Source organism: Cupriavidus sp. SIMBA_020 (genome assembly GCF_046535395.1).
Classification (GTDB): domain Bacteria; phylum Pseudomonadota; class Gammaproteobacteria; order Burkholderiales; family Burkholderiaceae; genus Cupriavidus; species Cupriavidus campinensis.
This window is the reverse complement of record NZ_JAWRWU010001085.1, coordinates 1-255: the sequence shown is the minus strand read 5'-3', so window position 1 is coordinate 255 and position 255 is coordinate 1. Positions and strand designations below refer to the sequence as shown.

Below are 255 nucleotides of genomic sequence, written 5' to 3'. Positions count from 1 at the left end.
CACGGCGGTGGAGTCGCCTGCCGACAGCTCCACCACCGGGTCGTAGGCCTTTTCCGGCAGGCGGTAGCGCACCTGGTTGACCTTGGCCATGGTCTCGGCCAGCGCCTGGGTCGAATCGCGGTTGAGCACCATGCGCAAGGTGATCAGGCTGCGCCCCTGCTGCGACGACGAGGACAGGTAGTCGATGCCCTCCACCGACGACACCGCCTGGGTGATCGGCTGGGTCACGAAGCCCTGCATCAGCTCGGCCGAGGC

The 255-nt window shown here is 67.8% G+C and carries 1 protein-coding gene; it reads right to left on the bottom strand.

The features are described 5' to 3' along the window. Nucleotides 1-255 (bottom strand): efflux RND transporter permease subunit (locus tag SB751_RS32845; protein WP_410749358.1); only part of this gene is annotated, 255 nt, incomplete at both ends.